Here is a 21,909-nt window from a genome sequence, read left to right as displayed (position 1 = left end):
ACGGCCTACAGCCCCGCGCGACGGGACTCGGCGAGCTCGACGAGCCGGTCGCGCAGCTCGTCGGCCTGGCTCGCGGGGATGCCCGGGATCCGGATGTTCGACGACGCCGCCGCCGTGACGAACTTCAGCTCACTCATCCCGAGCGCCCGGTCGAGCGGGCCCCGGTTCACGTCGACGAGCTGCAGCCGACCGTAGGGCACGGCCGTGAAGCGCTGCCACATCAGCCCGCGACGCAGCACCAGGTCGTCCTCGCGCAGCGCGTACCCGATGGACCGGATGCGGCGCGGGGTGAGGACGGCGGTGACGAGCGTGACGACGGCGACGACGGCGCCGAGGACGAACCAGACGAGGCCCGCCGTGCCGCCCGTGCCGCCGCTCGCGACGCCGAGGAGCACGAGCCCCGCCGTGACGACACCGCCGACCAGGACGGTCCCGACGAGGTCGGTCCAGACCAGCTTCGCGGAGACCCGGGTCCACGTGACGTCGTGCAGACCCAGTCCGGTCTCGTCGAGGCGTTCGAGCGGCATCGGGGTCTCCTGGTCTGCGGGGATCGGTCCTCGTCGACCGGCATCACCGGTCAGGCCGTGGTGGCGCCCCGCCCGTCGTGGTCGTCCTCGTCCGGGGGCGGCGCGATGCACATCCGCTCGGCGACGAGGGCGCACACGGTGAGCACGATCCCGCCGCCGAACGCCACCGCGTTCGGCAGGGTCGAGCCTAGCGAAGGCAGGACCGACCGGGTCAGGAGGTACACGAGCAGTCCGAGGGCGAACGCGCCGAACAGCGCACCGCAGATGCTCGAGGCCTTCGCGAGGAACACCACGCGGGTCGCGTACATCGGGTCGACCCGTCGCTCGGCGCGGCCCCGGGTCTGCCGACGGATCGGCGCGGCCATGAACAGCAGCGCGATGCCGATGAACGCGAGCGTCAGGCCGAGGGGCACCGACATGAGGAGCGTCGGGGACTGCCGTGCGGTCAGGGCGGTGTCGAGGGCGAACCCGGCGACCGCGGCGACGATCGCGACGCTGACCAGCGTGGAGGCCCGCGTCGGCTTCACGAGGCGGCTCCCGCCGCCGGCGCGATCGCGTCGAACAGCCGCGGCTCGTCGACCCGCTCGGTGTCGTCGCCGAGGGCTGCGAGCAGCGCCACGACGGGTCCGCGCCCGGGCAGGACGGCGTCCGGGTCGGCGTCCGCCCACGGCGCGAGGACGAACGCGCGCTCGTGCGCCCGGGGGTGCGGCACGGTGAGCGTCGCGGTGTCGATGTGCCGGTCGTCGACGGCGATGACGTCGAGGTCGAGCGTCCGGTCGCCCCACCGGACCTCCCGCGTCCGGCCGTGCTCGTCCTCGATGCCGTGCAGGGCGTCGAGGAGCTCGTCCGGCTCGAGGTCGGTGTCGACGACCACGACCGCGTTCCGGTAGCGGGGCTTCGCCGCGTCCGGGCCGTCGAGGGTCACGGCGACGGACTCGACCTCGGAGCTCGACGCCACCGGACGGACCCCGGGCAGCGCGGCGATCGCTCGCGCGGCGGCGCGGAGGGTGCTCCCCCGGTCACCGAGGTTGGCGCCGAGGGCGATGACGACGCGCGTCATTCCTCTTCCTCGGTCCCGTCGGCATCGCTCGTGCGCTCCCGTCGGATCGTGACGGACACGTCCGTGAACGGCACCGGAATGGGTGCCTGCGGCTTGTGCACGGTGACCTCGGTCGCCAGGGCCGCCCGGTGCGTCAGGACGGCCGCGGCGATGCGCTCGGCCAGGGTCTCGATGAGGTCGACCGGGTCGCGTTCGATCTCGGCGACGACCTGCTCGGCGAGCACCCCGTAGTGCACGGTCTCGGCGAGGTCGTCCGAGTCGGCCGCCGCGGTGGCGTCGACCTCGACCGCGACGTCGACGACGAAGTCCTGCCCGTCGGCGCGTTCGTGCTCGAAGACCCCGTGGTTGCCGCGTGCGCGGACCCCGACGAGGCGGATGGTGTCCCTCATGATCGAGCTGCCCTCCAGGCGTCCCAGACGTCGAGTACGGCGCGGGTCGGCGCCGGGTCGTGCACGCGGACGCCCCATGCGCCGCGTTCGGCCGCGAGCAGGCTGATCGCCGCCGTGGCCAGGTCGCGCTCGGCCGGTGGCGCCCCGGCCGGACTGCCCACGCCGTCGAGGAACCGCTTCCGCGACGCGGCGACGAGCACCGGGAGCCCGATCGAGGCGAAGCGGTCGTAACCCGCCAGGATCTCCCAGTTGTGCCGCCCCTGCTTGGCGAAGCCGAGACCCGGGTCGATGACGACCTGCTCCTGGCGGACGCCGAGGACGATGAGCTCCGCGACGCGCATCTCCACCTCGCGCCGCACCTCCTCGACCGCGTGCGTGTACTCGGCGTTCCGGTGCATCCGGTCGCTGTGGCCGCGCCAGTGCATGACGACGTAGCCGACGCCGGAGTCCGCGACGACGTGGACCATGTCCGGGTCGGCGAGTCCGCCCGAGACGTCGTTGACGATGACGGCACCGAGGTCGACCGCCCGTTCAGCGGTGCTGGCGTTCATGGTGTCGACGCTCACCGCGAGGCCCTCGGCGACGAGCTGCTGCACGACCGGCAGTACACGCTGCTGTTCGACCTCGGCAGGGACCCGCTCGGCCCCGGGCCGGGTGGACTCACCGCCGACGTCGACGATGTCGGCACCGGTCGCGACGAGGGTCCGGGCGTGCTCCAGCGCCGCGTCGACGGCCAGGTGCAGGCCGCCGTCGCTGAACGAGTCGGGCGTCACGTTGAGGATGCCCATCACACGGGTGGCGTCTCCGGTGGAGCGGTCGCGGCGACGGCCGGTCACGACCTCCGGCACCGGGGAGGGTGCTCGGAGGTCGATCGCGACCGTCGCCGGTCCTGCTGCTGCTTCGCGCGCTCGACTCACCTCGGCGAGCCGACGCGACCGTCTCGTCGGCAGGTCCGTCATGCCGGCCTACGCGGGGGCGATACCGGGGTTGCCGAACGGGCGGTGGCGACGGGGCTTCGAGGCGTCGATGCCGACGGGCTCCTCGGCCGTCGCGGCGGCCTTGCCCGGGACCGCGATCGCGGGCAGGTCGCTCACCGGGCGCTTGTCGCTCGAGAGCCACTGCGGGCGCTCGGGCAGCTTGCGGACGTCCTTGAAGATCTCCACGAGCTCCGGCGCGTCGAGCGTCTCCTTCTCGAGGAGTTCGCCGGCGAGGCGGTCGAGGATGTCCCGGTTGGCGTTGAGCACCTGGTAGGCCTCGTCGTGCGCGGCCTCGAGCAGGGCGCGGGTCTCCGCGTCGACGGTCTCGGCGATGTTCTCCGAGTAGTCGCGACCGGTGCCACCGCTCATGTCGCGGCCGACGAACGGCTCGGTCGACCCGGCGCCGAGCTTGACAGACCCGACGGCACGGCTCATGCCGTACTCGGTGACCATCTTGCGCGCGGTGCCCGTGGCCTTCTCGATGTCGTTCGACGCGCCCGTGGTCGGGTCGTGGAAGACGATCTCCTCGGCGACGCGACCACCCATGGCGTAGGTGAGCTGGTCGAGCAGTTCGTTGCGCGTGACCGAGTACTTGTCCTCGAGCGGCAGGACCATCGTGTAGCCGAGTGCCCGGCCGCGCGGCAGGATCGTGATCTTCGTGACCGGGTCGGTGTGACGCATCGCGGCGGCCGCGAGGGCGTGTCCACCCTCGTGGTACGCCGTGATGAGGCGCTCCTGGTCGGACATGATGCGCGTGCGGCGCTGCGGCCCGGCCATGACGCGGTCGACGGCCTCGTCGAGGGCGCGGTTGTCGATGAGCTGCGCGTTCGACCGTGCGGTGAGCAGCGCGGCCTCGTTCAGGACGTTCGCCAGGTCGGCGCCGGTGAAGCCCGGCGTCTTGCGGGCGAGCAACTCGAGGTCGACGCTCGCGGCGAGCGGCTTGCCCTTCGCGTGCACCTCGAGGATCTGCTTGCGGCCCTGCAGGCCCGGCGCATCCACGCCGATCTGCCGGTCGAAGCGACCCGGGCGGAGGAGCGCGGGGTCGAGCACGTCGGGGCGGTTCGTCGCCGCGATGAGGATGACGTTCGTCTTGCCGTCGAAGCCGTCCATCTCGACGAGGAGCTGGTTCAGCGTCTGCTCGCGCTCGTCGTTGCCGCCGCCGATGCCGGCGCCGCGGTGACGACCGACGGCGTCGATCTCGTCGATGAAGACGATGGCGGGCGAGTTCTGCTTGGCCTGGTCGAACAGGTCACGGACACGGCTCGCACCGACACCGACGAACATCTCGACGAAGTCCGAACCGGAGATCGAGTAGAACGGCACGCCGGCCTCTCCCGCGACGGCGCGGGCGAGGAGGGTCTTGCCGGTACCGGGAGGGCCGTACAGCAGCACGCCCTTCGGGATCTTCGCGCCGACGGCCTGGAACTTCGCTGGCTCCTTGAGGAACTCCTTGATCTCGTGGAGTTCCTCGATCGCCTCGTCGGAGCCCGCGACGTCGGCGAACGACACCTGCGGGTTCTCCTTGTTGTTCATCTTGGCCTTGGACTTGCCGAACTGCATGACCTTCGAGCCACCCCCCTGGGCGCTCGAGAGCAGGAACCAGAACAACGCGCCGATGAGCAGGAACGGCAGCAGCGTCAGCAGGAGCGACACGAGGACGTTCGACTGCTGGACGTGGTCGTTGTAGCCCTTCGGCAGGTCGGCCTGCGAGACCGCCTCGACGACCTCGGGCCCGCGGGGCGTCGAGTAGTAGAACTGCTCGGTGCCGCCCTCGCCGCGGAGGGTCAGGTCGACGCGCTGCTCCGTGGAGTTGATGACGGCCGCCGAGACCTTGCCGTCCGAGAGCTGCTCGAGGCCCTTCTGCGTGGAGATCTCCTGGGTGCCGGACTGGGCGATGAACGTCCATCCGATGAAGATCCCCACGAGCGCGACCAGTATCCAGATGTACGGCCCGCGGAGGATGCGCTTGAAGTCCATGTGATCCGGGCCCGACGGCCCGACACCTTTCTCTGCCTGAAGTGCGTGCGAGTCAGCATACGGCGGTGACTCTGTGGCGAGAATGGGTGTCCTCTGCGGGCGAACTCCCGCTCGCCTGTCAGGAGTAGACGTGCGGCGCGAGGACGCCGATGCCGCGCAGGTTGCGGTAGCGCTCGTCGTAGTCGAGACCGAACCCGACGACGAAGGCGTCCGGGATCTCGAACCCGGCGTACTTGACGTCGACCTCGACCTTGGCGGCCTCGGGCTTGCGGAGCAGCGCGACGATCTCGACGCTCGCGGCCCCGCGGGACTCGAGGTTCTGCTTCAGCCAGGACAGCGTCAGGCCGGAGTCGATGATGTCCTCGACGATGATGACGTCACGGTCGTGCAGGTCGGTGTCGAGGTCCTTGAGGATCCGCACCACGCCGGACGACTTCGTGCCGGAGCCGTAGGAGGACACGGCCATCCAGTCCATCCGCGCCTGCATCTTGAGGTGGCGGGAGAAGTCGGCCATGACCATGACCGCGCCCTTCAGCACGCCGACGAGCAGCGGGTCGCGCCCGGCGTAGTCACGGTCCACCGCTGCGGCGAGCTCGGCGATCTTGTCGTCGATCTGCTCGGGGGTGAAGAGCACTTCGGAGAGGTCTGCCTGCACGTCGGAGAGTTCCACCACACCACCCTAACCGCCCGGGTGGGGCTCCCTGGCGCCGAAGGACACCCGCTCACCGGACCGGATGGCCCGGACGCCGGGGAGGTCGATCGGCCCCTGCCCACGCCAGTCGGTCACGAGCCGGCACACCTCGAGCGTCTGCGTCCGGGACAGCGTCACCCCGAACTCGCCCTCCACCGCGAGCCGGACCAGCCGCTGCCGGAGCGCCGGGGGGTTCGCGGCCAGCTCGGGGACGGACAGCGAGATCCCCGCCTCGGAGTGCTCGGCGAGGTCCTCGGCCATCTCCTCGGCGAAGTGGTCGAGCGCCGCGGCGTCCTCGCGGAGCTGGTCGGCCGTGCGCGCCAACGCCTCCGGGACGCCGGCCCCGAGCTCGCGTTCGAGCACGGGCATCAGCGCGGTCCGCACCCGCACGCGGGCGTACGTCGGGTCGGTGTTCTGCGGGTCGTCCCACGGCACCAGGCCGGACGCAGCGCAGGCCTGCCGGGTCACGTGCCGCCGGACCCCGAGGAGCGGACGTCCGTACGTGGGCCCCGCGGCGCGGGCGGTCAACGGCTCCATCCCGGACAGGCTGTCCGGTCCGCTGCCGCGCAGCAGGCCGAGCAGCACCGTCTCGGCCTGGTCGTCGAGCGTGTGCCCGAGGAGCACGAGGGGTGACCCGGTGGCGGCCGCGACCTCGGTGAGGGCCGCGTGGCGGGCCTCGCGGGCGGCGCCCTCCGGACCGCCGTCGGAGCCGACGGTGACCCGGCGGACCGTCACCGGGTCGAGTCCCAGCTCGGCGGCCTGCCGGGAGGCCCGTCCCGCCACCGCCTCGGACCCCGCCTGGAGCGCATGGTCGACGACGACGGCACCGGCACGGAGGTCTTGCTTCGGCGCCTCGAACGCGGTGGCGGCCGCGAGCGCGAGCGAGTCCGGGCCACCGCTCAGGGCGACGAGCACGAGGTCACCGGACGCGACGGTGCCGTCGGCCCGGGCGCGTTCGAGCAGGGACCGGACGGACCGCCGGATCTCGGCGACCGCGGGGTCCAGCCGGGGGCGCGGAGTGTTCACCCGGTAACGTTAGCCGGGCCGTCCCGACGGCCGACAGACCACCACCGGAAGAACCAAGGAGTGCACATGGCCGCGTACGACGTCGTCGTCGAGATCCCCAAGGGCAGCCGCAACAAATACGAGGTCGACCACGAGACCGGTCGCGTGTACCTGGACCGCGTGCTCTTCACCTCGTTCGTCTACCCGACGGACTACGGCTTCTTCGAGAAGACCCTGGCCGACGACGGCGACCCCGTGGACGCGCTGCTCCTCCTCGAGTTCCCGACCTTCCCCGGTGTGGGCGTCAAGGTCCGCCCGGTCGGCGTCTTCAAGATGAGCGACGAGGCCGGCAAGGACGAGAAGGTCCTCGTCGTCCCCGCGAAGGACCCGCGCTGGGCGCACATCCAGGACATCGCGGACGTCCCGGAGCAGACCAAGGCCGAGATCGCGCACTTCTTCCAGCGCTACAAGGACCTCGAGCCGAACAAGTGGGTCAAGGCCGAGGGCTGGGGCGACGCCGCCGAGGCCGAGGCCATCGTGCAGGCCGGCCAGGCCGCGTACGTGCCGACTGGTCACTGACGCCGGGGCCTCGCGCCCCGCAACGCACAACGCGCCCCGTTCCGACGGGGCGCGTTGTTCGTTGTGGGGCGCGTTCCGCGGCAGTGCGCCGGGTCGGCTCGCGTCAGACCGCGCCGGAGGGCCGCGCCACGTAGGGCAGCAGGTCGCCCGGCAGCCAGATCGGCCGCTCGACCACACCGACCTGGGGGTTCGCGGCCTCGACCATCATGCCGCCGCCCGTGTAGATCGAGTCGTGGTATCCGCCGGCAGCGGTGCCGGTGTGCGAGTAGAACAGGATGTCGCCGGGCTGACGCTGCGACAGCGGCACGAGTCGGCCGATCGAGCCGAAGTAGTTGTATTGCCAGACCACGTTGTGGCCACCGGTCGCGATGCCCTGCGAGTTGTAGGCCATCATCACGAGGCCCGAGCAGTCCCACGAGTTCGGCCCGGCGCCGCCCATCGAGTACGGCTTGCCGAGCTGCCCGCGGGCGTACGCGATCGCGCCGGCGGCCTTCGAGGGACTGCTCACGGGCTTGGGTGCCGGAGCCGGCGCGGGCGCAGGAGCGGGGGCGGGCTTCGGTGCCACCGGCTTCGGCGCCGGCTGCGGGGCCGGTGCGACGGGCTTCGGGGCTGCGGGCTTCGGAGCTGCCGGCTTCGGGGCTGCGGGCTTCGGTGCTGCCGGTGCCGGGACGGACGGGTTCGCCGGGTTCCTCGACGGCGTCGACCCCGTGGCGTTCCCCCCACCCGCGGCCGCACCGTCGGCACCGGTCTCCGCGGTGGGACGAGCAGCACCGGACCGGGACGGCCGCGCCGCCGCCCGCTTCGCCTGCGCCGCGAGCTCGATCTCCGCCTGCTCGGCCTGCTTCGCCGACCAGTACGCCTGCTCGGTCGCGACCGTCGTGCCCTTGAGGAAGGCGAGCTGCTCGAGCACCTCGTCCTGCGCCTCCTGGCCGGCCTGCAGCGCCGACTGCGCGTCGGCGGCGACGTCGTTCGCGGCGTCGAAGGCGTCCTTCGTGGCGTCCGTGGCGTCCGCGAGGGCCTTCGTCGCCTGACGCTGCTGGGCCGCGAGGGAGTCGACCGTGCGGCGGTCGGCCTGTGCCCGCTCGAGCACGGTGGCCGATCGCTCCGACAGGTGTGACATCGTGCCGACCTGGTAGAGCAGGTCGTCGACGTCACGCGAGTCGACGAGCATCGAGGTCGACAGGTCCCCGCCACCCGACCGGGACAGCTCGACGACGAGCGCCGCGACCTGACCGGCCGACTCGTCCGCCGCGGCCTTCGCCCGCTCCGACTCCGCGGTGAGGCCGTCGAGGGTGTCCTTCGCCTGCTGCTGCCGGGAGGCCGCCAGCGCGTACGTCTGCCCGGCCTCCTGCACGGTCGCACCGGTGCGGTCCACCCGGTCCTGCAGCGTCGCCATCCGGGCGGTGAGCGCGTCGACGGTGCGCTGCTGCTCCGCCTGGTCGTCCTTCGCTGCCTGCACGTCCTTCCACGACGGAGCGGACGGTGCGGCCTGGGCGGGGACGGCGACCGCGACGGACAGCCCGAGGCTGAGCATCGAGACGGTGGCGATCCCGCAGACCAGGGAACGTGCAGGCTTCTTCATCGGGTCAGTGCCTCCTGGCAGTGCTCGTGCTCATACCGAGATCCCCCGCGCTGCCATGAAGGGGACGGGGTCGACGGCTGCGCCGTTCACCCGGGTCTCGAAGTGCAGGTGGCAGCCGGTCGACCAGCCGGTCGAGCCGACCTGGGCGATCTGCTGGCCGGCGGTGACGTGCTGCCCGGAGGAGACCATGATCCCGCCGTCGACGATGTGCCCGTAGGCCGTCGAGATGCCGCCGCCGTTGTCGAGGATGACCTCGTTGCCGTACCCGCCGCCGTTCCCCGCGAAGGTCACCGTGCCGGATGCCGCTGCGTAGATGGGCGAGTAGCAGGCCGGGGCCAGGTCGACGCCCGCGTGCAGTGTGTAGACGTGCGTGTACGGGTCGACGCGCAGGCCGTACGGGCTCGACTGGTAGCCGGCGGCGGGCCGGACCCACCCGGACGAGGCCGCGGGGACGTTCCCGGTCGCGGGTGCGGGCACACCGGCGGTCGCGGCGGGCGGCAGCGCCTTCGCCGCTTCGGCAGCCGCCGCGGCGCGGGCCGCCGCGAGGCGGGCCTGCCGCGCCTTCTCGGCACGGACGCCCTTCTCGTACTGGGCCTGCGTCGTCTCGGTCTTCGACGTCAGGGCGGCGAGCTGGGCCTCCAGGCGGTCCTGGTTCGCCTGCTGGGCGGCGACCGCGGCCTGCGCCTGGTCGGCCGCGTCCTGCGCAGCGCGCATCTTCGCCTGGGCCTCGTCGGCGAGGTCACCGAGGGCGTCCTCGGCGACCTTCGACTTGTCGGCCAGCGCCTGCGCGGTGCCGCGGTCCTGGCTCGCCTCGGAGTAGATGCCGTCGGCCTGTTCGGTGAGCTTCGACATGGCGCCGAGTTCGTACAGCAGGTCGCCGGAGGCCGAGGGCTTCGTGAGGAGGTCCGTGGTGACGTCCTCGGCGTTCGAGCGGCCGAGCTGCGCGGCGAGCTGTCCCGCCTGCGCCTCGGACGCGGAAGCGGTCTTGGCCGCCTCGTCCGCCTGGGCCTGGAGTTTCCGCTGCTCGAGCGCCTTGCGGTCGTACTCCGTCTGGGCGTCCTGGTAGGCCGTCCCGGCAGCAGCGGCGGCCTTCTCCTTGGCGGCGGACGCGGACTCGAGCTGGGCGATGAGGCCCTTGATCTCGGAGACCTTCTCGGACTGTGCGGCCTGCGACTGCTTGGCGGCCTGCACGTCGTCCCAGCTCGGGTAGCTCGCGGCGGAAGCGGCGCCGCTCGGCACGAGTGCCACGAGGGCTCCGGCCGCGAGGACGACGGACACCCCGGCGGCGACGAAGCGGCGGCGGGGGCGAGCGGGCGATGAGGATGTCGTCATGGTCTCGATCTCGTAACGGTGCGGTGCGGCGTGCGTCACACTGTCAACAAACGCCACAGTAACAACACGACCGAGCCCGGGGACACCCCCGTGGAGGGGTGAGTGGCCGCTGTCGATGGTTCCACCGTGGCGGGCGTCACCGTGGGACACCGCTCGGCCTGCTTGCTGAAGGTCCATCGAGGTGCACGTCCTGAGCGGTGCGGGAGTCAGCACGCTCGTTCGTGCGGGAACACCCGCGACACGCCGAAGGACGGCGTCGGACGGGCTCGATTTGGCAAGAGGGCCGACCGTCCGTATGCTTGTCCATCGGTAGCGCGATGCACTGCTTGCGGCCCCATCGTTTAGTGGCCTAGGACACCGCCCTTTCACGGCGGCAGCACGGGTTCGAATCCCGTTGGGGTCACTCCTCATCGGGGGACAGCAAGCAGAACAGAACGAAACCGAGCAAGATCAGCACCACAAGTAATTCCACATGGCCCTGTAGCGCAGTTGGTTAGCGTGCCGCCCTGTCACGGCGGAGGTCGCGGGTTCAAGTCCCGTCAGGGTCGCCACGGCTGGGTAGCTCAGTTGGTAGAGCGTTCGACTGAAAATCGAAAGGTCCGCGGATCGACGCCGCGTCCAGCCACGGTGGAGAGCCCCTCACGAGAGTGAGGGGCTCTTTTGTGTTGGTGGGCGTCGTCCCGGTCCGCGGTCGCGGTCGCGGTCGCGGTTCGGATCGTCCCCGCACAACAGGAAGCGGCTCGAACCGCGGGGATCCACGGTTCGAGCCGCTTTCTGTTGTGCGGCGTCGGCCAGAAGGCTCCTCCCGGCCGGGCAGCGCGGCCTACGCCTCGCGGGTCTTCGGGCTGCTGTCGTTCGTCTTCGCCGGGTCGCGCTCGACGACACCACCGAGGGCGTCGTCGATGCGGCTCATCAGCTCGGCCGGGATCTGCACCCCGGCAGCGCCGGCGTTGTCGTGCACCTGCTCCGGTCGCGAAGCGCCGATGATCGCCGACGCCACGTTCTCGTTCTGCAGGACCCACGCCACGGCGAGCTGCGCCATCGAGAGACTCAGTTCGTCGGCGATCGGCTTGAGCTCCTGCACGGCCGAGAGGACCTCGTCGTTCATGAAGCGCTCGATCATCTTCGCGCCGCCCTTGTCGTCGGTGGCGCGCGAGCCCTCGGGCAGTGGCTGCCCGGGCTGGTACTTGCCCGTCAGGACGCCCTGCGCGATCGGCGACCAGACGATCTGCGAGATGCCGAGCTCCTTCGAGGTGGGGACGACCTCCTCCTCGATGACCCGCCACAGCGCGGAGTACTGCGGCTGGTTCGAGATGAGCTGGAACCCGAGGTCCTTCGCCAGTGCGGCACCGGCACGGAGCTGGTCGGCCGTCCACTCGGAGACGCCGACGTACAGGACCTTGCCCTGGCGCACGATGTCGGCGAACGCCTGCATCGTCTCCTCGAGCGGCGTCTCGTGGTCGAAGCGGTGCGCCTGGTACAGGTCGACGTAGTCGGTCTGCAGGCGGCCGAGGGAGCCGTCGATCGACTCGAGGATGTGCTTGCGCGACAGCCCGGTGTCGTTGTGGCCCTTGGGACCGGTCGGCCCGAAGACCTTCGTGGCGATCTCGAGGGACTGGCGGCGCTCGCCCTTCAGCGCTTCACCGAGGACGGTCTCGGCCCCGGTGTTGGCGTAGACGTCCGCGGTGTCGAACGTCGAGATGCCGACCTCGAGGGCGGCCTTGACGCAGGCGATCGCCGCGTCGTTCTCGACCTGGGAGGCGTGGGTGAGCCAGTTGCCGTACGTGATCTCGGAGACCTTGAGGCCCGAGTTGCCGAGGTAGCGGTACTCCATGTGCTGTCACTCCTGTCGTGGCCGCGTCGGTGCGGCACCGCCCGTGACGGTAGTCCTCAGCGGGTGAGCCGCCTCTGCAGCGGGGCAGGCACCGGTACGCTGGAGTATCAGTTGCGGCCGGACAAGACGAAACCCCGGCGATGTGGCCGTGGCCAGTGATCGTTCCGGGGTCTTCGGCAACGACTTTACACGACGACCCGACGCGACGAAAGGACACGAGATGCACCGAAGCGACGATGACGTCGCCGTCTTGCTGACCCCGGCACGGTTGTCCTCCTACTCCCGAGCGACCACGAGCCAGAGTCGAGCACTGCGTCTCTACGAGTGGAACATGCGCGCGAGTTCCAGCGTCCTGGAACTCACTGGCATCGTCGAGGTCGTGGCGAGGAACGCGATGGACCGTGCGTTGCGCAACTGGTCGGAACGCCGATACTCGTCCCGATCGTGGTTCGACCACGTCCCGCTCGACCGGCAGGGCAGCGCAGACCTTGCGAAGGCGCGCTCACGGGCCGCGCGACACGGTGGAGCGGAGACGCATGGACGGGTCTTGGCCGAGCTGAGCTTCGGCTTCTGGCGGTACCTCGTCGAGAGCCGTTACCTCACGGCCCTCTGGACACCGGCTCTCCACCGCGCGTTCCCAGAAGGGCCCGTCGACGTCCTGACCCGCCAGCGCCAGGTACGAGCACGGCTGCAGCAACTGCACTTCGTCCGCAACCGCGCGGCTCACCACGAGCCGATCCACCAGCGAGACCTTCGCCGGGACCACGACTACGCGATCGAACTGCTCCGCTGGGTCAGCCCGATAGCCGCCGAGTGGGCGTCCGCGACGACGAGCCTCCCCGCGGTCCTCGACGCCCGCCCCAGCCCCTGAGGTGCAGGATCGCAAGGGACGCGGTGCGCGGATGCACCGCCGGGAGCAAGGGAGCATCCATGACCGGACCCAGTGTGCTGTTCATCGGCGGGAGCGGCGTCATCAGCGCCGCCTGCGTCCGCGAGGCGGTGGACCAGGGCTTCGACGTCAGCGTGCTCAACCGGGGCACGACGGAGAAGCGGGCGCTCCCGGACACGGTGACGCGCCTCCAGGCCGACGTGTCGGACCGCGACGCCGTCGCGGCGGCGCTCGGCGACCGCACGTTCGACGTCGTGGCGGACTTCGTGGCGTTCACGCCCGACCAGGTGCAGGCCGACATCGACCTGTTCGCCGGGAAGACCAGGCAGTACGTCTTCATCAGCTCGGCCTCGGCGTACCAGACCCCGCCGACGCACCTGCCGGTGACGGAGTCGACGCCGCTGAAGAACCCGTACTGGCAGTACTCGCGGGACAAGATCGCGTGCGAGGACCTGCTCGTCGCGGCCTACCGGCAGGACGACTTCCCGATGACGATCATCCGGCCGTCGCACACCTACGACGAGACGCTGCTGCCGTTCGACGGCGGGTGGACGGTCGTGGACCGCATGCGCCGCGGCAAGCCGGTCATCGTGCCGGGCGACGGGACCTCGCTGTGGACGCTCACGCACGTGCGGGACTTCGCGGTCGCGTTCGTCGGGGTGCTCGACCGGGCCGAGGCGATCGGCGAGGCGTTCCACATCACCGGCCAGGAGTCGCCGACGTGGGACCGTATCCACCAGGAGGTCGCAGCCGCGGCGGGAGCGCCCGAGCCCACGATCGTGCACGTCCCCTCGGACGCGATCATGGCCGCCGACTCCGACTGGGGTGCCGGGGTCGTCGGCGACAAGGCGAACAGCATGGTCTTCGACAACAGCAAGGTGCGGACGCTCGTGCCGGGCTGGGCGGCGCGGACGACGTTCCGCGAGGGTGCCCGCGAGCTGGTCGCCTGGTACGACGCCCACCCGGAGGCGCAGGTCGTCGACGAGGAGAAGGACGCACTGATGGACCGCCTGGCCGAGGCGTACGCGCCGGGCCGCGTCTAGCGAGCGCCGTCGGACGGGAGGCGCGGCTGGTCTGGCCCCGCGCCTCCCGTCCGGCGCGCGGCAGGCTCCGACCGCCGCGGCGCGCAACGCGGCGCGCACTGGCGGGGCACAACAGGAACCGGCTCGAACCACGGACGTCCGTGGTTCGAGCCGGTTCCTGTTGTGCGGGTGCGGCTCGCGCCGGCCGGCCGCGCTCAGGCGCCGCGCGTGGCGCGGGCGCGGAGGACCGCGCCGAGGGCCTGCATCGCGGTGCCGATCTCCTCGTCCGTGACGACGAGCGGCGGGGCGAAGCGGATCGTCGAGCCGTGCGTGTCCTTCACGAGCACCCCGCGGTCCGCGAGGTCCTTCGCGACCTCCTTGCCGGTGCCGAGCGCGGGGTCGATGTCGATGCCGGCCCACAGTCCGGCGACCCGGTGTGCGACGACGCCCTCGTCCATGAGCTCGTCGAGGTACCCGCGGAGCACCGGTTCGCCGTCGAGCGCCCGCTGCTGGAAGGTGCCCTCGGCGAGCATCGCCACGACCTCGGTGCCGACGGCCGCGGCGAGCGGGTTGCCGCCGAAGGTCGACCCGTGCTCCCCAGGGCGCAGGACCCCGAGCACGTCCGCGCGCCCGACCACGGCCGAGACCGGGACGATCCCCCCTCCGAGCGCCTTGCCGAGCGTGACGAGGTCCGGGGTCACGCCGACGCGCTCGACGGCGAGGGTGTGCCCGGTGCGGCCGAGCCCGGACTGGATCTCGTCGGCGATGAACAGCGCACCGAACTCGTCACACACCGCGCGGACCGCGGGCAGGTAGTCCGCCGGCGGGATCACCACGCCGCCCTCGCCCTGGATCGGCTCGAGCAGCACGGCCACGACGGTGTCGTCCATCGCGTCCCGGAGCGCCGACGCGTCGCCGTACGGGACGGTCCGGAAGCCCGGCGTGTACGGACCGAAGTCGTCCCGCGCCGAGGGGTCGTCGGAGAACGAGATGATCGTCGTGGTGCGGCCGTGGAAGTTCCCGCTCGCGACGATGACCGTGGCCTGCCCCTGCGGGACGCCCTTGACGCGGTAGCCCCAGGCTCGGGCGACCTTGATCGCGGACTCCACCGCTTCGGCGCCGGTGTTCATCGGCAGCATCATCTCGGTGCCGGTGAGCGCGGTGAGCCCCTCGGCGAAGGGTCCGAGCCGGTCGGTGACGAACGCGCGGCTGGTCAGGGTCACGCGGTCGAGCTGGTCGCGGGCCGCGGTGAGGAGGCGCGGGTTGCCGTGCCCGAAGTTCACCGCCGAGTACGCCGCGAGCCCGTCGAGGTACGTCCGGCCGTCGACGTCGGTGACGGTCGCCCCGGAACCGGACGCGATGACGACCGGCAGCGGACTGTAGTTGTGGGCGAGGGTGCGGTCCTCCACGGCGAGCGCGGCGGCCGTGTTCGCCCCGAGCGCGCCGGCCATCAGGACCGCGCCACCGAGGTGCCGGTGCCGACGGGGTGCAGGTCGAGCGTGCAGCACTTCACGCCGCCGCCACCGAGGAGCAGCTCGGACAGGTCGACGCCGATCGGGTTGTAGCCCTTCTCGCGGAGCTGCGAGGCGAACGTGGTGGCCCGGGAGGCGATCACGACGTTGTACCCGTCGGAGTACGAGTTGAGCCCGAGGATCGCGGCGTCCTCCTCGGTGGCGATGATCGCGTCCGGGAAGCGCTCGCGCAGGATGGCGAGGGACGGCTCGTCGAAGGCGCTCTCGAGGTACGCGATGTTCGACTTCCCCTCGGCGTCGGGCACCGGGTCGAGCGCCGCGATGGCGGTGTCCAGGTGGTAGAAGCTCGGGTTGATGAGCTTCAGGGTGACGACCTCGCGGCCGTACACCCGCGCGAGCTCCTCGTGGGAGGTGCTGTCCGATCGGAACCCGGTACCGGCGTAGATGGTGTCGCCGATGAGGAGGAAGTCGCCCTCGCCCTCGTTCGTCTCCTCGGGCTCGGCGACGGTCAGGCCGGCCTGGCGGAACCATTCCATGTACGCCGGACCCTCGGGCTGGCGCTCCGGGTACTGGAACTTCGCGCCGTACGCGACACCGTCGAGCACGAAGCCACCGTTGGCCGCGTAGACCATGTCCGGCAGGCCCTCGACGGGCTCGATCTGGTGGATCTGGAAGCCGAGCTGCTCGTAGACGTCGACCAGGGACTGCCACTGCTCGACGGCCTTCGAGGTGTCGGTCGGCTCCTCCGGGTGCATCCAGGGGTTGATCCGGTAGCTGACCGTGTAGTGGGTCGGCTTGCACATGAGGATGGTGCGCTTGGTGGCCGTGCGCTGCGGAGCGGCGGTGGGCTGGGGTGCGGTGTTCGACACGAGGTCCTCCAGGACCGGGGCCCGAGCCTGCCAGGAACCACCACGGTGAGAGCTCCGACGAGACGCAGGCTCACTCGCCGGAGGCGGACCAGGTCGACGCCTGCCCTGAGTCTGGCACAGGAGGGAGGTCCGGCACAGCACCGACGCCGCGCTCGGGGCGCACGATTCCTGCGTCGGACGTGCTGGTCTCGCAAGGAGCCCGCGTAGGATCGGGACAATGGATTCGCTCGACCACCGCATCCTCGACCAGCTCCGGGAGAACGCCCGCGCGGGCTACGGCGAGATCGGTTCGGTCGTCGGGCTCTCCGCCTCCGCCGTGAAGCGTCGCGTCGACCGACTCGTGGCAGACGGGGTCATCCAGGGCTTCACGATCAAGGTCGACCCCGCGGTGGACGACCGCGGCACCGAGGCCTGGGTCGAGCTGTACTGCCGCGGCACGGTCTCGCCCGACGAACTCCGCACGCTGCTCGACGCCGTGCCCGAGGTCGTCGACGCCGGCACCGTCACCGGCAGCGCCGACGCCGTGGTGCACATGCGGTCGCGGGACCTCCCGGCGCTCGAGGAAGCCCTCGACCGGGTCCGCCTCGCGCCCCAGGTCGACCACACCCGTTCGGCGATCGTGCTGTCGAAGCTCGTCAGCCGCGGCTCCGACTGACCCCGGTGCGGAGCTTCGCGACCATGGGACGGACGACGACAGCCGGGAGGCGCGGCACGCCTCCCGGCTCGACCACCGCCCGGCGGATGGTCACCGCTGCGGCCGTCGCGTACGTGGTCAACTGCCTGTGGGGCACCGCCGTGGCGGTGCGCCTCATCCGCACCCGGAAGCTGCGGGTCGTCCACCACGGCCTGTTCGTCGTCACCGCGGCGCTGACCGGTGCCGCCGCGACGACGCCGGTGTGGACGCGGTCGCGGGCCGGCCTGTTCCTGCTGCCCGCGCTCGTGCCGCTGGCGCTCGCTCCACGGACCGACCCCCGCAGCGGAGCACACTGGAAGACCGCGGTCGCCGCGGCACCGTCCTACCTGGGGGCGGTCCTCCTGCGGCGCTGACCGCCCCAGCCGACCCAGTCCGAAGGACAGCAGTGGAACTCATCGAGGCCATCCGGCGCCGTCGCACCACCAACGGGGCGTTCCTGCCCGACCCGGTGTCCGAGGAGCACCAGCGACTGCTGGTCGAACTCGCGGGTCGCGCCCCCTCGCAGCTGAACAGCCAGCCGTGGCGGTTCGTCCTGGTCGAGGAGCGCGAGACGATCGACCGGATCGCCGACATCAGCGGCCGGACGATGACGAAGACCATGTCCGAGGGGACGTTCTTCGAGCGGTACAAGCCGTACTTCCGGTTCTCGCAGGCGGAGATGGACGAGCGCCGCTCCGGCATGCTCTTCGACAAGCTCCCCGCGCCGCTGCGCCCGTTCACGAGCCAGGTGTTCACCAAGCGCGGGCAGTTCCTCATGAACGCGCTCCGGGTGCCGCAGACCCTCGGCGAGGAGAACCGGAAGCTCGTGGCCGGCTCGCCGCTGCTCCTCGGGGTGATGCTCGACCGGGACGAGTACCGGAAGGAGGCCCGCAACGCCTTCTACTCGGTGTTCAGCATGGGCGCTGCGATGGAGAACATCTGGCTCGCCACGACCGAGCTCGGTCTCGGCATCCAGTTCGTCTCGTTCCCGATGGAGATCGAGGAGTCGTGGAACGAGGTGGAGCAGCTGCTCGAGGTGCCGCCGGAGCTCGAACTGATGGCCGTCTACCGGATCGGGTACACCCCGCCGGAGCGTCGCCGGCCGGCGATCGACTGGGTGTCGAACGAGCGGAAGCGGCCCTCGCAGTACGTGTTCCGCGGCACGTGTGCGACGCCGCAGGAGGGCTGGGACGACGTCTCGGCCGTCGGACACATCGACCCCGAGACGACGGACGGGGGCACGCGGTGACGGCGACCGTGCCTGCCGGAGGTGGTCCGGTCCTCCCGGGCGGGCCCGTCGACCCGGTCTCGGCGACCGCGCCCGCGCTGCCGGGGCGCCCGTGGATCGAGCAGGCCTGGCGCGACGTCGTCTTCGTGCACTGGCGGGTGGACGTGTCCGCGGTCGCACCGCTCCTGCCGGCCGGGACCCGACCGGACACCATGGCTCCCGACGGCTCCGACGACGGGGCAACGACGTGGGTGGGGCTCATCGCGTTCAGCTTCGAGGACACCCGGTTCCCGCCGCTCGGACCGCTCGGCCGGACCGGCGGCCTCGGCGACTTCCTCGAGGTCAACGTCCGCGTCTACACACGGGACGACACCGGACGGCGCGGCGTCGTGTTCCTGTCGCTCGACGCGGGGAAGCTGCTGCCCGCTGCCGCTGCCCGGGTCGTCACGGGGACGCCGTACCACTGGGCGCGGACCGGCCGACGGCAGGACGGCGACCGGACGGCGTACGCGGTGCACCGCCACGGGACGCACCTGCGGTCCCGTCTGGAGGTCGAGGTCGGCGAGCCGATCGCCGAGCCGACCCCGCTCCAGTCGTTCCTCACCGCACGGTGGGGCATGCACGTCGGGCGGGCCGGTCGGACCGCGTGGTGGCCGAACGAGCACGACGCATGGGTGCTGCACCGGGCGACGCTCCGCGGACTGCGCGACGACCTCGTCCGCGCCGCCGGCCTGCCCGCCGCGCTCACCGAGCTCGAGCCGGACTCGGTGCTGTACTCCCCCGGCGTCGTGACGCGGTTCGCGGGGCCGCGCGCCTGACCGATCGCGAGCGCGTCGGCGGGCCGGGAATCGGGGGACACCGGCTGACACACGGGTCGCAGCGTCCGGTAGAAGGGACGCATGACACGAGTGGCTGTGGTGACCGGTGGATCGGCTGGACTGGGACGGGCCACGGTCCGGGAGCTCGCGGCACGCGGCTGGGACGTCGCCGTGCTCGCCCGCGGTGAGGACGGCGTGCGCGCGGCCGTCGCGGAGGTCGAGGCGGCCGGGCAGCGTGGACTCGCGCTCGTGGCCGACGTCGCCGACCGCCAGGCCGTCGAGGACGCCGCCGACCGCGTCGAGGCGGAGCTCGGTCCGATCGACCTCTGGGTGAACGGCGTCATGGTCGGGGTGTTCGGCAGGTTCCTCGACACCGCGCCGGAGGACTTCGAGCGCGCGACCCAGGTCGACTACCTCGGGTTCGTGAACGGCACGCGTGCGGCACTGACGCGCATGGTGCCGCGCGACTCCGGGCACGTCATCCAGGTCGGTTCTGCCCTGGGATCGCGGGGCATCCCCCTGCAGGGCGCCTACTGCGGGTCGAAGCACGCGATCGTCGGGTTCACCGAGTCGGTCGTCTCCGAGCTCATCGAGCAGGGCAGCAAAGTGCAGATCAGCCGGGTGGACATGCCGGCCCTCAACACGATCCAGTTCGGGTGGGTGCAGTCCTCGCTCCCGCACCACGCGCAGCCGGTCGCACCGATCTACCAGCCCGAGGTCGGTGCCCGCGCCATCGCCGTCACCGCCGAACGCCCCCGTCGTCGCACCTGGGTCGGGGAGTCCACGGTCTACACGATCCTGGCCAACCGGATCAGCGGACGCTTCGCGGACTGGTACGCGGCGAAGACGCTCGTCAGCGGGCAGCAGATCCCGGACAAGGACGGCCAGGAGATCGGCGTGAACCTGTACGAGCCGGTACCCGGTGACCACGGGGCGCACGGGGCCTTCGACGAGCAGTCGCACGACTGGTCACCGCAGACCTGGTGGGTCGAGCACCGCCGACTCGGCAACGGGATCCTCGGAGCGGCGCTCGGCGTCGCCGGGGTCGCCCTCGCCACCGCGGCAGGGCGCCGCCGATGAGCCGCCGGACCAGCACCACCGGGGTGGACCGTGCCGCCGTCGTCGAGGTCCTCCGCGCCGGCATCGGTGTGGCGCACCTGCTCGGGGCACGGCGGGCGCTCGGTCGCCCCGCGGTCCTCGGACGGGTCCTCGGCGTCCGGCAGCTCTCGCAGGCGACGATCACGGGACGTGCCGGGACCCCGGAGGCCCACACGCTCGGCGCCGTCGTGGACGCCGTGCACGGGCTCACGATGGTCCCGCTCGCGCTGTTCGACCGGCAGTCCCGACGCTTCGCGGTCCGGCAGGTGTGGATCGCCACGCTGCTGACGGTGCTGGAGGTCGCCCTCGTGGGGACCGGGCGCCGCCGCTGATCGTCGGTACGTCGGCGCGTCCGCGCGTGCGCGCGTGCGCGCAACTGGTATACATCACACCCATGTGATGTTCATGGCCGCGCGTCATCATCCAGGAGTCCGTACACCACTCCAGGAAGGTGCACCATGAACATCCGCCCAGTCCTCGTCGGCTCGGCTGCCGTGCTCGGCACGTGTCTGCTCGCCCCCGCGGTCCTCGCCGCCCCGGCGAACGCCGCTCCGCTCGCGCCGACCGTCCGCACCGCCGCTGCGGCCGCCGCGTCCTCCGTCGTCACCGACGTCGTCCAGGAGCAGCACGCCTCCGGCGCGAAGCGATGGGTGCGCCTGGCCGTCAGCGTCTCCGTGCCGTCCGCCGTCCTGCTCCGCGACGCCTCCGGTGATGTCGTCCAGGCCGAGTCGGCGACGCCGCAGCACGACGCCGTCTTCCGGCTCGAACCCACGGGAGCGGACACGGCCCGGTACACGATCGTCGCGAACGGCACGGAACGGGCCGTCGACGTGGACTTCCACGGGCTCGGTCTGAGTGCACCCGTCGACCAGACCGACGAGCGCGGCCTCGAGCGCCTCCGCCGGGCGATCGTCGCTGGCGACACCGAGCACGGGATCCGGTACCGCGCGGTGCCGGGAGCGGAGGTCGAAGTCTCCGCGAACGGTCGGACCGAGACCGCCGTGGCCGGCGCCGACGGCATCGCCACCGTCCACGTCCACTTCGTCCGCGGTGAGAACGAGGTCTCGGTGCGTCAGACCCTCGGGAACGTGTCCTCGGACGTGGACGTGGACCACTACCGCTTCGACGGTGACGAGGCCGGCGGTGGCGACGGCGGCGGCCACCCGGGACCCGGCGAGGGCTCCGGCGACGGCGGCGGGCACCCCGGCCCCGGCGAGGGCTCCGGCGACGGGCACCCCGGCCCCGGTGAGGGCGACGGCGGCGACGACGGGTCGACCATCCCGTCCGACGACGCGTTCTCCGTCGACGTCGACCGTGCCCACCCCCTGCAGCCCGTCGACGGGAAGGTGACCGTCAGTGGGACCGCCACCCGTGGTGCGGTGACCGTGACGGACACCGAGGGCGTGCCGCTGGGGACCGCGCCGGTGCAGGACGGGCGGTGGCGCGTCGACGTGCCCGCGACCGAGTCCGGCGTGCTCGTCCTGCGCTTCGACCTGCGACCGGAGCGCGGCGGCCCGGTCAGCGACAGCGTGCGGCAGGCCTTCGTCGTCGCGGCACAGCCGAGCACCCCCTTCACCTTCGAGCAGGCGGCGGAGTACCAGCGCCACGACGGGCTGGTGCACTTCGAGGGCACCGCGCCGGAGGGCCGCCTGGTCGCCTTCCGTCTGCGCGAGAAGATCGGTGAGACCCGCGCGTCCGGCGGTCGCTGGTCGGTCGACGTCCCGCTCGCTGCGGGGCACCACGGTGTGCGGTTCCTGTTCGTCCCGGACGGCTCCGGGTCCACGGAGGAGAAGACCGCGCTCGTGCACGTCGTCGACTGAGGACGGGGACGCCGACGCGACGGAGCCCCGCCGGCCAGGTGGTCGGCGGGGCTCCGTCGTGCGCGGG

23 protein-coding genes and 3 tRNA genes are annotated in these 21,909 nt (G+C 71.8%); 13 read left to right on the top strand and 13 right to left on the bottom strand.

Annotated features, from left to right (window positions below):
- Window positions 1-5: 5 nt before the first annotated feature.
- From DEJ32_RS07810 to tilS, 8 genes are all read right to left on the bottom strand, one after another.
- Entirely contained in the window at window positions 6-527 is a 522-nt protein-coding gene (locus DEJ32_RS07810) for a PH domain-containing protein (protein ID WP_110825666.1), read from the bottom strand.
- Window positions 528-577: 50 nt separating this feature from the next.
- The gene (locus DEJ32_RS07805; RefSeq protein WP_146232834.1) at window positions 578-1,054 is read right to left on the bottom strand and encodes a DUF3180 domain-containing protein; all 477 of its coding nucleotides are present in this window, start codon (window positions 1,052-1,054) and stop codon (window positions 578-580) included.
- Window positions 1,051-1,587: a 2-amino-4-hydroxy-6-hydroxymethyldihydropteridine diphosphokinase gene (gene folK, locus DEJ32_RS07800; protein WP_110900852.1), complete on the bottom strand. Its 537-nt coding sequence runs from the start codon at window positions 1,585-1,587 to the stop codon at window positions 1,051-1,053. The genes DEJ32_RS07805 and folK overlap by 4 nt, the downstream gene beginning before the upstream one ends.
- Window positions 1,584-1,976, bottom strand: a complete 393-nt coding sequence (gene folB, locus DEJ32_RS07795) for a dihydroneopterin aldolase (protein WP_110900851.1) — start codon at window positions 1,974-1,976, stop codon at window positions 1,584-1,586. The genes folK and folB overlap by 4 nt, the downstream gene beginning before the upstream one ends.
- The gene (gene folP, locus DEJ32_RS07790) at window positions 1,973-2,935 is read right to left on the bottom strand and encodes a dihydropteroate synthase (protein ID WP_181420617.1); all 963 of its coding nucleotides are present in this window, start codon (window positions 2,933-2,935) and stop codon (window positions 1,973-1,975) included. The genes folB and folP overlap by 4 nt, the downstream gene beginning before the upstream one ends.
- 6 nt (window positions 2,936-2,941) lie before the next feature.
- A complete protein-coding gene (gene ftsH, locus DEJ32_RS07785) occupies window positions 2,942-4,930 on the bottom strand; it encodes an ATP-dependent zinc metalloprotease FtsH (protein WP_110900850.1) in 1,989 nt (662 codons plus the stop codon).
- A gap of 118 nt (window positions 4,931-5,048) precedes the next feature.
- On the bottom strand, window positions 5,049-5,600 hold the full coding sequence (hpt, locus tag DEJ32_RS07780; protein ID WP_110889508.1) for a hypoxanthine phosphoribosyltransferase: 552 nt from the start codon (window positions 5,598-5,600) through the stop codon (window positions 5,049-5,051).
- A gap of 9 nt (window positions 5,601-5,609) precedes the next feature.
- Window positions 5,610-6,647, bottom strand: coding sequence for a tRNA lysidine(34) synthetase TilS (tilS, locus tag DEJ32_RS07775; RefSeq protein ID WP_110900849.1), 1,038 nt, complete (start codon window positions 6,645-6,647; stop codon window positions 5,610-5,612).
- A gap of 66 nt (window positions 6,648-6,713) precedes the next feature.
- Between tilS and DEJ32_RS07770 the strand changes: the two genes are divergently transcribed.
- On the top strand, window positions 6,714-7,205 hold the full coding sequence (locus tag DEJ32_RS07770) for an inorganic diphosphatase (protein ID WP_110900848.1): 492 nt from the start codon (window positions 6,714-6,716) through the stop codon (window positions 7,203-7,205).
- Window positions 7,206-7,308: 103 nt separating this feature from the next.
- Here DEJ32_RS07770 and DEJ32_RS07765 read toward each other — a convergent pair whose 3' ends face one another.
- Window positions 7,309-8,787: an NlpC/P60 family protein gene (locus tag DEJ32_RS07765; RefSeq protein WP_110900847.1), complete on the bottom strand. Its 1,479-nt coding sequence runs from the start codon at window positions 8,785-8,787 to the stop codon at window positions 7,309-7,311.
- Between the two features lie 30 nt (window positions 8,788-8,817).
- A complete protein-coding gene (locus DEJ32_RS07760; RefSeq protein ID WP_146232833.1) occupies window positions 8,818-10,119 on the bottom strand; it encodes a M23 family metallopeptidase in 1,302 nt (433 codons plus the stop codon).
- A gap of 330 nt (window positions 10,120-10,449) precedes the next feature.
- Between DEJ32_RS07760 and DEJ32_RS07755 the strand changes: the two genes are divergently transcribed.
- The 3 genes from DEJ32_RS07755 to DEJ32_RS07745 all read left to right on the top strand — a co-directional run bounded on the left by DEJ32_RS07755 (window position 10,450) and on the right by DEJ32_RS07745 (window position 10,744).
- Window positions 10,450-10,522: transfer RNA gene (locus tag DEJ32_RS07755), tRNA-Glu, on the top strand.
- Between the two features lie 71 nt (window positions 10,523-10,593).
- Window positions 10,594-10,670: transfer RNA gene (locus DEJ32_RS07750), tRNA-Asp, on the top strand.
- Between the two features lies 1 nt (window position 10,671).
- Window positions 10,672-10,744 (top strand) — tRNA-Phe (locus tag DEJ32_RS07745).
- A 198-nt stretch (window positions 10,745-10,942) separates the two neighbouring features.
- Here DEJ32_RS07745 and DEJ32_RS07740 read toward each other — a convergent pair.
- Window positions 10,943-11,953 (bottom strand): aldo/keto reductase family protein, encoded by a 1,011-nt coding sequence (locus tag DEJ32_RS07740; RefSeq protein WP_110900846.1) that lies wholly within the window; start codon window positions 11,951-11,953, stop codon window positions 10,943-10,945.
- A gap of 547 nt (window positions 11,954-12,500) precedes the next feature.
- On the opposite strand from DEJ32_RS07740, the gene DEJ32_RS15985 reads away from it, so the two are divergent.
- Both DEJ32_RS15985 and DEJ32_RS07730 read left to right on the top strand, forming a co-directional pair.
- The gene (locus DEJ32_RS15985) at window positions 12,501-12,824 is read left to right on the top strand and encodes a hypothetical protein (RefSeq protein WP_146234103.1); all 324 of its coding nucleotides are present in this window, start codon (window positions 12,501-12,503) and stop codon (window positions 12,822-12,824) included.
- 59 nt (window positions 12,825-12,883) lie between these two features.
- On the top strand, window positions 12,884-13,885 hold the full coding sequence (locus DEJ32_RS07730; protein ID WP_110900844.1) for an SDR family oxidoreductase: 1,002 nt from the start codon (window positions 12,884-12,886) through the stop codon (window positions 13,883-13,885).
- Window positions 13,886-14,079: 194 nt separating this feature from the next.
- Here the strand turns inward: DEJ32_RS07730 and rocD are convergent, their stop codons facing one another.
- Both rocD and ddaH read right to left on the bottom strand, forming a co-directional pair.
- Window positions 14,080-15,315, bottom strand: a complete 1,236-nt coding sequence (gene rocD, locus DEJ32_RS07725; RefSeq protein ID WP_110900897.1) for an ornithine--oxo-acid transaminase — start codon at window positions 15,313-15,315, stop codon at window positions 14,080-14,082.
- Window positions 15,315-16,205: a dimethylargininase gene (gene ddaH, locus DEJ32_RS07720; RefSeq protein ID WP_220033001.1), complete on the bottom strand. Its 891-nt coding sequence runs from the start codon at window positions 16,203-16,205 to the stop codon at window positions 15,315-15,317. The genes rocD and ddaH overlap by 1 nt, the downstream gene beginning before the upstream one ends.
- Window positions 16,206-16,422: 217 nt before the next feature.
- Between ddaH and DEJ32_RS07715 the strand changes: the two genes are divergently transcribed.
- The 7 genes from DEJ32_RS07715 (at window position 16,423) to DEJ32_RS07685 (ending at window position 21,842) form a co-directional block, all read left to right on the top strand.
- Window positions 16,423-16,860, top strand: coding sequence for an Lrp/AsnC family transcriptional regulator (locus DEJ32_RS07715; protein ID WP_110825680.1), 438 nt, complete (start codon window positions 16,423-16,425; stop codon window positions 16,858-16,860).
- An 86-nt stretch (window positions 16,861-16,946) separates the two neighbouring features.
- Window positions 16,947-17,252 carry a hypothetical protein gene (locus DEJ32_RS07710; protein ID WP_110900843.1) on the top strand — a complete coding sequence of 102 codons (306 nt, stop codon included), beginning with the start codon at window positions 16,947-16,949 and terminating at the stop codon, window positions 17,250-17,252.
- Window positions 17,253-17,284: 32 nt separating this feature from the next.
- On the top strand, window positions 17,285-18,127 hold the full coding sequence (locus DEJ32_RS07705; RefSeq protein ID WP_110900842.1) for a nitroreductase family protein: 843 nt from the start codon (window positions 17,285-17,287) through the stop codon (window positions 18,125-18,127).
- Entirely contained in the window at window positions 18,124-18,924 is an 801-nt protein-coding gene (locus DEJ32_RS07700; protein WP_258368930.1) for a YqjF family protein, read from the top strand. The genes DEJ32_RS07705 and DEJ32_RS07700 overlap by 4 nt, the downstream gene beginning before the upstream one ends.
- Before the next feature lie 81 nt (window positions 18,925-19,005).
- The gene (locus DEJ32_RS07695; protein ID WP_110900841.1) at window positions 19,006-20,004 is read left to right on the top strand and encodes an SDR family oxidoreductase; all 999 of its coding nucleotides are present in this window, start codon (window positions 19,006-19,008) and stop codon (window positions 20,002-20,004) included.
- The gene (locus DEJ32_RS07690; protein WP_110910723.1) at window positions 20,001-20,354 is read left to right on the top strand and encodes a hypothetical protein; all 354 of its coding nucleotides are present in this window, start codon (window positions 20,001-20,003) and stop codon (window positions 20,352-20,354) included. Before DEJ32_RS07695 ends, DEJ32_RS07690 begins: the two co-directional genes overlap by 4 nt.
- A gap of 126 nt (window positions 20,355-20,480) precedes the next feature.
- The gene (locus DEJ32_RS07685; protein WP_110900839.1) at window positions 20,481-21,842 is read left to right on the top strand and encodes a hypothetical protein; all 1,362 of its coding nucleotides are present in this window, start codon (window positions 20,481-20,483) and stop codon (window positions 21,840-21,842) included.
- Window positions 21,843-21,909: the final 67 nt, after the last annotated feature.

This window comes from Curtobacterium sp. MCPF17_046, assembly GCF_003224295.1.
In the GTDB taxonomy this organism is placed as follows: Bacteria; Actinomycetota; Actinomycetes; order Actinomycetales; family Microbacteriaceae; genus Curtobacterium.
Note: the sequence above shows the minus strand (reverse complement) of the source record. Positions and strands in the feature narration are given on the sequence as shown.